Genomic DNA, 9398 nt, shown 5'->3' with positions numbered 1-9398 from the left:
CGCCGCCCGCGCCAGCAGTCGCCCGACCGCGCCCGCGGCCGCGACCGCGCGCGCCATGTCGGCCCCGTCGGCCAGCGCCACGGCGCGGTCCATCATCCATTCCGCCTCGCGCTCCAGCCGGCGCATGCCCAGCATCGACCACAGCCGCCACAGCGGCCCGGCGAAGCGCCGCGTCGGCGCCGGGTTCTTGCCGGCGAGCGTCGGCAGGATCTCCTCCGCCAGCGCCTTGCGCAGCAACTCCGCCCGCTGCGTGTCCTGCCCGTCCTGCGTCCCCAGGATGCGCGGCGCGAAGGGCTTCAGCCGCTGTCGCACCGCATGCGGCATGTTGTCGTTCAGCGGAATCGCGAAAGCGCGGATCAGCGGGGACGCGCAGCCCGGGCTGTCCGTGTGCTCCTCGCCCGCCAGGCAGGCGACGAGCGACATGACGCACATCCGTCCGGTGTCGCGCGTGCCGACGCCGGTCACCAGTTCGACTCGCTCGAGCGCCCGCTCGAGCCGGATATCGAGAGCCATGCGGACTTTCCTCCGTGCAGCCGCGGCGGGACGCGGCGCGCCGGGGGGCGACTGCCGCCTGCCCGAAGCGCCTGGCCTCCGCCGAGGGTGCCCAGGCCTTCAAAGCGCAAGCCGCGCCCGCGTTCCCGCACGGCCGAGGATGCGCCGCGCCCGGCGCCGGAGTCTGCACACGGATGTGCGAGACGCCCGCGCCGTGCTTCGATGCCGCCACAACGGACGACGCCGCATGGACCCGACCACCTGGCTTGCCTTCGTCGCCGCCGCGACGGTGATGCTGCTGATCCCCGGCCCGACGATCCTGCTGGTGATCGGCCAGTCGCTCGGCGGCGGCGCGCGCAACGCCGCGCCGCTCGTCGCCGGCGTGGCGCTCGGCGACCTCACCGCCATGACCCTCTCGCTCGTCGGCCTCGGCGCGATCCTCGCCGCCTCCGCCGCCGCCTTCACCGCGCTCAAATGGGCCGGCGCCGCCTATCTCGTCTATCTCGGCGTGCGGATGTGGCGCGCCCCCGTCTCCGCCGAGGCCGCGCCGCCGCTCTCCGCCCGCCGCGCCTTCCGCGAGGCCTATGTCGTCACCGCGCTGAACCCGAAGGGCATCGTCTTCTTCGTCGCCTTCGTGCCGCAGTTCCTCGACCCCGCGCGCCCCTTCGTCGTCCAGGCCGCGATCCTGGTCGCCACCTTCGTCACCCTCGCGGCCTGCAATGCCGGCGCCTATGCCCTGCTCGCCGGCCGCCTCTCCGGCGCCGTCCGCCGCCCCTCCCTGCGCCGCGCCCTCAACCGCGCCGGCGGCGCCGTGCTGGTCGCCGCCGGCCTGACCGTGGCGCTCCGCCGCGCTTGAGGCTATGGGGCGCAGCGACGACTTCGCGAGGCGTCCATGCGCGACGACTACACCGAGACCACGCGCGGCATCCGCGTCTCCGTCCGCGCCTTCTACCTGGCCGACCAGTCGGAGCCGGAGCGCGGCCACCATGTCTGGGCCTATCGCGTCACCATCGCCAACGAGGCGAAGGAGACGGTTCAGCTGCTCAAGCGCACCTGGCTGATCACCGACGGCCAGGGCCGCACCCAGCAGGTGCACGGCGAGGGCGTGATCGGCGAGCAGCCCGTGCTCGAGCCCGGCCAGAGCTTCGAATACACCTCCGGCACGCCGCTCTCGACGCCGTCCGGCTTCATGCGCGGCGCCTACCACATGGTGGTCACCGCGACCGGCGAGAGCTTCGACGTCGCGATCCCCGCCTTCAGCCTCGACAGCCCGCACTCGCCCAGCGGGCGAGTGCATTAGTTTGCCTCAAGCGCCGGCGCCCGCATCCGCGGGCTTGGCTGACGCGCCGCAGGCATGCCGCACCCGGCGGCACTGACGGTCTCGGCGCGGCGGCCGCCTTGCGGCCGCATCCTTGGATGGCGCTCTCGTCCTGCTCAGGCGCGGCTGCCGCCTACCCCTTCACTCCCGGATCGAAGAACTCCCTGAGCGCCGCATAGGTCTCCTCCGGGCATTCCTCCTGCAGGTAGTGCCCGGATGGCACCGTCTTCGCCGCCACGATGTTGGTCGCGTAGTCCTTCCACACCTTCGCCGCGTCGTGGTTCCGCCCGACGCCGCCCTTCGCCCCCCACAGGATAAGCGAGGGGCAGTCCACCCGCTTCCCCGCCTCGAAATCCGCCGTGTCCAGCGCCAGGTCCACGCCGAAGGTCGCGCGGTAATCCTCGCACATGGCGTGCACCGTCTCAGGGTTCCTGATGCAGCGGATGTATTCGGCCAGCGCCTCGGGGTGGAAGAAGCTCGTCCCCTGGTCGGTCTTGGACAGCTTGCGGCGGATGAAGAACTCCGGATCCGCGCTCATCATCCGCTCCGGCGTCGGGCTTGGCTGGATCATGAAGAACCAGTGCCAGGAGAACGTCGCCCACTGCCGTGTCACGTTGTTCAGCAGGTGGTGCTGCGGCAGGATGTCGAGGAACGCCGCGCGGTGCACCTTCTCCGGGTGATCCAGGCACATCCGGTGGAGCACCCGCGCCCCGCGGTCATGCCCGCCGGCCTGGAAGCGCGCGAAGCCGAGATGCGCCATCACCTCGACCGCATCCTGCGCCATGGCGCGGAAGGAATAGGCGGCGTGGTCCGCCCCGCCCGGCGGCTTCGAACTGTCGCCATAGCCGCGCAGGTCGATCAGCACGACGGTGAAGTCCTGCGCCAGCCTTGGCGCCACCGCATGCCAGGACAGGTGCGTGAAGGGATTGCCGTGCATCAGCAGCAGCGGCGGCCCGCTGCCCGCCCAGGCGGTGACGATCTCCGCCCCGCTCGTGCGGATCCGGTCCTTGCGGAACCCCTCCAGCAGCATGCGCGCCCCTCCCCCTTTGTCAGGGCAAAGCCTGGGACCCGCGCCGCGACCCCGTCAACGGAGCCAGGTGACGCGATCGTCACGCCGGCGTGGCCGCCCGGCCATGCGCCGGTGCCATAGGATGGTCACGGGCGGGACATGATCGGCACCGTTGCAGGATTTGCCCCCCGCCCCATCTCCCGCGCCGAGGAAGGCGCCGTGCCGCGGCGGCGCGGACACCCACCGCCGTGACGACCACCCGGGCCGCGCGCCCAAGGATCCATCGCCCGTGAACATCCAGACGCCCAAGAGCCGCCTCGCCAAGGCGAAGCCCGACGCCGAGCCCCGCCCGACCCGCGAGCAGGCCGAGGACGCCATCCGCACCCTGCTGCGCTGGGCCGGCGACGACCCCTCGCGCGAGGGGCTGCTCGACACGCCGAAGCGCGTCGCCAAGGCCTACCGCGAATGGTTCTGCGGCTACGAGGAGGACCCGGTGGAGCTCCTCGCCCGCTCCTTCGAGGAGACGGACGGCTACGACGAGATGGTGCTGCTGCGCGACATCCGCCTGGAATCCACCTGCGAGCACCACATGGCGCCGATCCTCGGCCGCGTGCATGTCGCCTACCTGCCGAACGGCCGCGTCGTCGGGATCTCCAAGCTCGCCCGCGTCGTGGACGCCTATGCCAAGCGCCTGCAGATCCAGGAGAAGCTGACGGCGCAGATCGCCAACACCCTGAACGACGTGCTGAAGCCCAAGGGCGTCGCGGTGGTGGTGGAGGCCGCGCACCAGTGCATGACGACGCGCGGCGTGCACAAGCCGGGCGTGACGATGGCGACCTCCCGCATGCTCGGCGCCTTCCGCGACGACCCGTCCACGCGGCGCGAGTTCCTCACCATGATCGCCGCCCCGCGCCCGGGCGCGGAGGGGTAAGACTTCGCCGCGACAACGCTTCGCGTTGCCGCGGGGGCCCCGGGTTGGCGCTTATCCTGTGCGTGAGGCACATCCTGCCGTGGCGTTACGCCGCAGGCGTGCCTCCGGCACGACGCCACGGCAGGGCGCCGGGGGCGGAAGAACCGGTGCGGGGCAGACGGCGGCCGGCGGCTGCTGTTCGGGCTCGCCTGGGATGGTGATACGCGTCAGCCCGTCGGCGGTGCAGATCTCGATGTGAAAGGTCGGCGGGACAAGCCGCAGGCACTGCCCGAGCGCCGTTCCCCACTGCAGCATCCGCAGGGCCGCGAGAAGGGCGGTGAAGCCCAGACGCCGCACCACCCTCCCGAGGCCGAAAGGTTTGGGGCGGCGCAACGAGGGGATCGCCGGACCAGGCCATTGGCACCTCCTCCTGGGCGGATAGGTGGCAGCCCAGCACTCGGCCAGCCGCGAAATCCTCGAAAATCTGTTTCGAGCCCGGGCTAGTTGTGATGACGTGTCGTTCCAGGCAACCCACAGGAACGGTCATGAGCATCCCTGAAGGCGCTATCGCCATCGGTAGCCACCTTTACCTGTTCAAGACGCAAGCGAGGCAGGACGCCTGCGTGATCACGGCTCATGGTGGATACAAGAAGAACGTCGCGCAATTCGAGGTGCCGAAATACACGATGGTCCATTTTTTCCAGCGACATGACTACACGCTGAGGGATCCCGGCACGCTGATCATGCGAGAGAGGCCGGATGAGAGAATCGCCGAAGTGGTCATGGGCGGCCAACTATGTATTGACTACGTACTGGCGAAGTACCAGGGCCGCCACAGCGAAAACTATGAAACCTACGCCAGCGTACGCGCGGCCATCAATGCGGCAGATAACCAATCCAGGGCGACCGACCGGACAATTGCTCTGCAAAGGAGATTTCTAGAGAACCTCCCGACGCTCGCGGATCCGGCAGCCATCCAACTGCAACAGCAAGACGTGCAACGGGTGCGAGCCCGACTGGCGGAGGCAGAGGCCGACAGGGCGCTGAACGCGATGGCGCATGTCGTCACGATCCGCAATCGCTTCCGGCACTCCGCCGTGAGCCTGAGCTACGTGATCAAGGAGGTACAGAAGGCCTTGCCGGACGTCCGGTTCTTCTACTGCTCCTTCTGCCGGAGCCTGATCGGACGGGAAGGCGGACCGTCCGCCGTGATCGGCGACCATGCGATGCCTGAACACGAGCGGTTTTTCTGACCGCCGATCGCGTCCGGCCCAGTGGGAAACGCCCTCCCCCGAACGGCCTCGGCGAGTTCCGGAGGATCACGGTGAAAACGGTGGACGAACCGCTCCGCAATCCTCATGATAAGAAAGAAGTCCTATCACCGCTCGGTCGGCAGGAGGACTTCCGGCGCGCCGCGCGGGAGAAGGCCGCGAAAGCCTCCCAGGCCGCCCTCGATCTTTGACAGCCTGAATCCGCCCCCCTCTCTCCCCTCGATCCAGCATCCCGACGGCTGACCGCGCGGTCCGTGAATTCCAGGACCGCGCCCGGCCTCCGCAAATTCGCTGACCGTGCGGTCAGCCAATGCCGATTTGTCCGAAACGCGCGCGCCGCCTGTCCCTCCCGGGCCAATTTGTCCGAAACCGATCCCGCGCTCGCGCTGCGCGCGAAACCCGGCGCCGACGCCGGGCCGAAGGCGCCCCACCCACCCCCGCCCAATTTGTCCGAAACGCGCGTCAGCTCGCCGGCGCCACGCCGTCGCGCTCCACCGTCACCCGCGTGGCCGTCACCACCCCGTCCGCGCCGCGCGTCGCGTTCACCAGCACCGCCGCACCCGGCCGCAGATCGGCCCGGCTCGCCTCCACCGGCTGCAGGATCGCCGTGCGCTCATCCAGCCGCATCGGCACCTCCCGCCCGTTGATGGACAGCACGATCCGCCCCGCGCCGCCGCCCACTACCGACGCCAGTGCGCCGTTGTTCATCGAACTCCCCTCGCTGAGGTCCCAGGCCGACTGGAACTGCCGCGTCGCGCTCGGCGGCAGCACCGTAACCGCCACCGCACGCAACCCGTCCTCGAAGGGCTCGGCCACCACGCCGAGATTGGTGCCCGGCACCAGCGCCTCCGGCGCAACCCGCCGCAGCGCCGCGATGCTCGCCGTGCCGAGCCGCACCGTAACCACTGTCCCCTCGCGCGTCGCGACGCGAAGCATGTCGCCCTCCGCCGCCGCGATGCGGCCGCGCAGCCGCACCACCTCCTGCGCGCCCGCGCCGCCCGCCGCCAGCACCAGGCCGCCCGCCAGGATCACCCGCCGCGTCACCATGCCCCGCCCTCCACCGATCGGGGCGAGCCTACGGAATTCGTCCGAAACCCACCCGCGCAAAGCGCCAAAGTGGCAAAGTCGTAAAGTGCCGCGCCGGGCGATCGCCCCGTCCACCGCTGCAACGGGAACGCGCCACCCCGATCGCCGCTCCCTGCCAACCCGCCGCCCCCCGGTGCCCTCCGGTGGCTTCGCCACCGGAGGCGGAGCCACCCCGGCCAGGATCAGGCGCCCATCCGGGGCCCCCGCGGCGACGCCGAAGGCGGCGTCGTGGGGATCAAGATATCGCCTCGGCTTCGATCTCGAAGACGAAGCGCGGATCGGCGAGGCCCGCCACGATCAGCAGCGTCGACGCCGGCGCGAGGCCGCCGAGCAGCTTCTCCCGCTCCGCCCGCCACACCGGGATCAGCCCGCGATCGGTCAGGAACACGCCGAGCTTCACGATGTTCGCCGGCCCCATGCCATGCGCCGCCAGGATCGCCCCGAGATTGGCCAGCGCCTGGCGGATCTGGTCCTCGCCGCCCGGCAGCACCGTCCCATCCGGCGCGACGCCGATCTGGCCGGAGATCACCAGCCGCCGCGACGCGCCCTCCACCAGCGCGGCGTGGCTGTAGCGGCCCGCCGGCGCATGCACGCCGGCCGGGTTCGAGAAGGTCACGGCCATGGCTCAGCTCCTCGGCAGATCCTCGCGTTCGACGGAGCCCGGCACCGGCGCCGCGGCCTGCAGCAGGAAGGCGCGCAGCTGCCGCCGGACCTGGAATTCCAGCTCGACGTTCAGGTTCTCCATCGCGCGCCGCACCGTCTCCTCCGCCGCGCGCGTGCGCTGCGCCGGCGTCGCGCCGTCCGGCACGGTGCGCTGCGCCCGCGCCTCAGCCTCCACGAAGCCGGTGCGCTCGTCGGCCGCCGCCACCTCGAGCCGGCAGGCAACCCGGCAGGTGAGCCGCTCCCCGGGCTGGCCGGCGAAGAAGCTGCCGACGCCGGAGGATGTCTGCAGGAACTCGCGGCGGAATTCCGCGAGCCGTGTCGTGAACCGCGCGCGGCCCGCCGTCCCGCCGGCAAGCAGGCGTTCCTCGGCCATGCGGGTCATCTCCGCGTCGGGCCGCACCGGCGCCGGGTTGTCCACCCGCACCACGCCGGGCGCCGGCGGCACCACCTGCACCTCGCCCACGTCGAGCCGGAGCGGCGTCAGGTGCCGGTAGCCGGTGACGAGCGGCGGCAGCACCTCCGGCTCGGACGAGGACGACGCGCAGGCCGCCAGCCCCAGCGGCAGCAGAAGCACCCCACGTCGCAGCATCCCGACCTCCCGGCGAATCCGCAGCGATCCTAGCTGGATCACCAGCGCAGCACGACGCCCCGGCCGCCAAGGGCGGCCCGCGCCGCGACCATCAGCCCCGCCGGGCGCGCCATGTCTGCGGCGCGAAAAGCCAAGCCGCCGAAGGCGGCGCCGGCGCCTGAGGCAAACAACCCCGGCGCTTGAGGCACAACTAACTCTTCTTCCCCTGCACCTCGGCGCGCTCGAAGCGGAAGTCGAGGTTGCAGAACTCGCAGGTCATGGTGATCGCCCCGCCCTCGGCCATGTGATCCAGGTCGTCGGGCGGGAAGCCCTCCAACACCTGCGCCAGCCGCGCACGCGAGCAGCGGCAGCCATAGGAGAGCGCCCGCGGCCGATCGAGCGCCAGGCCCTCGGCATGGAACAGCCGGTGCAGCAGCCGGTCGGAGCCGAGCCGGTCGTCCAGCATCTCCTCGGCCGTGATGGTGCCGGCCAGCGCCTGTGCGGTGCGCCAGGCCTCCTCCTGCGCCGCCGCATCCGAGGCCGGATCGACGCCGCCCTCGCCGGCGACCTTCTCGATCACGAGAGCCGCGGCCCGCCAGCCCGCCTCGGTCCGCGCGCAGGCGAGGTGCACCTGGCTCTGCAGCTGTTCCGAGCTGCGGAAGTAGTTGCCGGTCATCTCGGCGAGCGTCACGCCCTCCAGCGCCACGATGCCCTGGTAGCGGTCCATCTCCGGCCCCTGGTCGCAGGTGAAGGCCAGGTAGCCCTTGCCGAGCAGCGCGCCCGCCGGCGGCGCCGGGTCGGCGCGCAGCATCCGCGCCAGGTCCTCCGCCTCGGCCCGCGCATAGCCGCGCAGCGCGCCGCCATCGGTGCAGTCGGCCAGCAGCATCGGCACCGGCCCGTCGCCCTTGGCCTGCAGGCTGAAGGAGCCGCGGAACTTGAGCGCCGTCGCCAGCGCCGCCGTCAGCGCCATCGCCTCGCCCATCAGGGTCAGCACGGCGTCATGCTGGTTGGCGTGGCGGGACAGCAGCGCATCCGCCAGCGGGCCGAGCCGCACCAGCCGCCCGCGCACCGGCTTCAGGTGCAGGTGGAAGGGCTGCACGCCGCGCGGCACGACGAGGTCGGGCACCGGCGGACGGTCATGGTTCAGGAAGGCCGGGGTGGCCGAGGGGGAGGTCGGGTCGGTCAAGGGATCTCAGCCGGCGGACGGGTTGCCCGCTCAGATAGGGTCCATCGCCCATCACGGCCATGGGACCCCCTTGGAACCGGCACGCATGGATGCCATGTCACCGGCGGGCAAGGTGTTCCACAATCGAGCCGGTGACCGCCGGCCGCTTCGCGTCGCGAAGGAGCACGCCATGCTGAGCGCCTCCCTTCCCCTGCTGGGTCCTGCCGCTGCCGGCCTGGGCGGCCTGCCCTTCGGCACCCTCGCCTCCGCCGGGGCCGGGATGGCGGGCCTCGCCATGGCCGGCCTCTTCGTCGCGCTGCTCGGAGCTTTCTCGCCGGGCCACCAGGCCGAGAAGGAAGCCGACTGGACGCGCGGCTTCGGCCGGCGCAGCGCCGCCCTCTGCGCCACGGTCTTCGCGCTGGTGGGCCTGCTGGCGGCCGGCCTGGCCTGGCAGGTCTGGATGCTGGCCGGGCCCGGCATGGCCCTGGGCCTCGCGGCCTTGTCGCTGGCCTGCCTGGCCGCCGCGCTCGGCTTCGGACGGCGCGCGCTGCAGCGCCGCTGAGCCGGCGTCAGAGGCCGAACATGTCCCGGAACCAGCTGCGCGGGCGCGGCTGGACGATCGGGGTCTCGCCCTCGGTCGGGTCGCGGCCGAGCGCCGCGGCCTCCCGCAGCCGTTGCGACTCCCGCGTCGGGTCCACCGCGATGCCGGGCGGCGGGGGCTGCTGCCAGAACATCATGCGGTCCACCACGCCCTGGGACGGCCGGTCGAGCCGCAGGCTCTCCTGATCCACCTGGCGGCGGATGTCGGCCTCCACCGGGCCGCCCGCGCGGGCGACCAGGGCGCGCTCGGCCGGGCTGGCGGAGGCCGCCGTGGCGCCGGGGGCGAGGAGGCCGGCGGCCGTGCGCTGCTCCTGCG

At 72.0% G+C, this 9398-nt stretch carries 12 protein-coding genes; 5 read left to right on the top strand and 7 right to left on the bottom strand.

The genetic code is table 11. The annotated features are described in order from the left end of the window. The coding region (locus L2I40_RS12715; RefSeq protein ID WP_237215332.1) for a hypothetical protein at positions 1-513 on the bottom strand (513 nt) is incomplete at its 3' end. Positions 514-739: 226 nt separating this feature from the next. Between L2I40_RS12715 and L2I40_RS12710 the strand changes: the two genes are divergently transcribed. Together L2I40_RS12710 and apaG are read left to right on the top strand one after the other, a co-directional pair. Beyond that, positions 740-1348 carry a LysE family translocator gene (locus tag L2I40_RS12710; RefSeq protein ID WP_237215331.1) on the top strand — a complete coding sequence of 203 codons (609 nt, stop codon included), beginning with the start codon at positions 740-742 and terminating at the stop codon, positions 1346-1348. 36 nt (positions 1349-1384) lie between these two features. Continuing rightward, the gene (gene apaG / locus L2I40_RS12705) at positions 1385-1792 is read left to right on the top strand and encodes a Co2+/Mg2+ efflux protein ApaG (RefSeq protein ID WP_237215330.1); all 408 of its coding nucleotides are present in this window, start codon (positions 1385-1387) and stop codon (positions 1790-1792) included. 151 nt (positions 1793-1943) lie between these two features. Here the strand turns inward: apaG and L2I40_RS12700 are convergent, their stop codons facing one another. Then, complete coding sequence (locus L2I40_RS12700) at positions 1944-2840, bottom strand: alpha/beta fold hydrolase (RefSeq protein ID WP_237215329.1); 897 nt, start codon at positions 2838-2840, stop codon at positions 1944-1946. Positions 2841-3108: 268 nt separating this feature from the next. Between L2I40_RS12700 and folE the strand changes: the two genes are divergently transcribed. Together folE and L2I40_RS12690 are read left to right on the top strand one after the other, a co-directional pair. Next, entirely contained in the window at positions 3109-3750 is a 642-nt protein-coding gene (gene folE, locus L2I40_RS12695; protein ID WP_237215328.1) for a GTP cyclohydrolase I FolE, read from the top strand. Positions 3751-4274: 524 nt separating this feature from the next. Next, on the top strand, positions 4275-4982 hold the full coding sequence (locus L2I40_RS12690; protein ID WP_237215327.1) for a putative adhesin: 708 nt from the start codon (positions 4275-4277) through the stop codon (positions 4980-4982). Positions 4983-5462: 480 nt separating this feature from the next. Here the strand turns inward: L2I40_RS12690 and L2I40_RS12685 are convergent, their stop codons facing one another. From L2I40_RS12685 to hslO, 4 genes are all read right to left on the bottom strand, one after another. Continuing rightward, positions 5463-6047, bottom strand: a complete 585-nt coding sequence (locus tag L2I40_RS12685; protein ID WP_237215326.1) for a hypothetical protein — start codon at positions 6045-6047, stop codon at positions 5463-5465. A 274-nt stretch (positions 6048-6321) separates the two neighbouring features. Then, entirely contained in the window at positions 6322-6708 is a 387-nt protein-coding gene (locus L2I40_RS12680; protein ID WP_237215325.1) for a RidA family protein, read from the bottom strand. 3 nt (positions 6709-6711) lie between these two features. Continuing rightward, positions 6712-7338 carry a hypothetical protein gene (locus L2I40_RS12675; RefSeq protein ID WP_237215324.1) on the bottom strand — a complete coding sequence of 209 codons (627 nt, stop codon included), beginning with the start codon at positions 7336-7338 and terminating at the stop codon, positions 6712-6714. Positions 7339-7528: 190 nt separating this feature from the next. Next, positions 7529-8503: an Hsp33 family molecular chaperone HslO gene (hslO, locus tag L2I40_RS12670; protein WP_237215323.1), complete on the bottom strand. Its 975-nt coding sequence runs from the start codon at positions 8501-8503 to the stop codon at positions 7529-7531. Positions 8504-8672: 169 nt separating this feature from the next. Between hslO and L2I40_RS12665 the strand changes: the two genes are divergently transcribed. Continuing rightward, complete coding sequence (locus L2I40_RS12665) at positions 8673-9044, top strand: hypothetical protein (RefSeq protein ID WP_237215322.1); 372 nt, start codon at positions 8673-8675, stop codon at positions 9042-9044. A gap of 7 nt (positions 9045-9051) precedes the next feature. Here L2I40_RS12665 and L2I40_RS12660 read toward each other — a convergent pair. Next, positions 9052-9398 (bottom strand): DUF3035 domain-containing protein (locus tag L2I40_RS12660; protein ID WP_237215321.1); only part of this gene is annotated, 347 nt, incomplete at its 5' end.

The organism is Falsiroseomonas oryziterrae, assembly GCF_021864505.1.
In the GTDB taxonomy this organism is placed as follows: Bacteria; Pseudomonadota; Alphaproteobacteria; order Acetobacterales; family Acetobacteraceae; genus Falsiroseomonas; species Falsiroseomonas oryziterrae.
The sequence above is the reverse complement of the archived record's forward strand: the minus strand, read 5'-3'. Positions and strand labels throughout refer to the sequence as shown.

Bases quoted from the DNA above. Each gene is read 5' to 3' on its own strand.
- L2I40_RS12700 (WP_237215329.1), bottom strand. From the start codon at position 2,840: ATGCTGCTGGAGGGGTTCCGCAAGGACCGGATCCGCACGAGCGGGGCG.
- L2I40_RS12690 (WP_237215327.1), top strand. From the start codon at position 4,275: ATGAGCATCCCTGAAGGCGCTATCGCCATCGGTAGCCACCTTTACCTG.
- L2I40_RS12665 (WP_237215322.1), top strand. From the start codon at position 8,673: ATGCTGAGCGCCTCCCTTCCCCTGCTGGGTCCTGCCGCTGCCGGCCTG.
- L2I40_RS12675 (WP_237215324.1), bottom strand. From the start codon at position 7,338: ATGCTGCGACGTGGGGTGCTTCTGCTGCCGCTGGGGCTGGCGGCCTGC.
- L2I40_RS12685 (WP_237215326.1), bottom strand. From the start codon at position 6,047: ATGGTGACGCGGCGGGTGATCCTGGCGGGCGGCCTGGTGCTGGCGGCG.
- L2I40_RS12680 (WP_237215325.1), bottom strand. From the start codon at position 6,708: ATGGCCGTGACCTTCTCGAACCCGGCCGGCGTGCATGCGCCGGCGGGC.
- L2I40_RS12710 (WP_237215331.1), top strand. From the start codon at position 740: ATGGACCCGACCACCTGGCTTGCCTTCGTCGCCGCCGCGACGGTGATG.
- apaG (WP_237215330.1), top strand. From the start codon at position 1,385: ATGCGCGACGACTACACCGAGACCACGCGCGGCATCCGCGTCTCCGTC.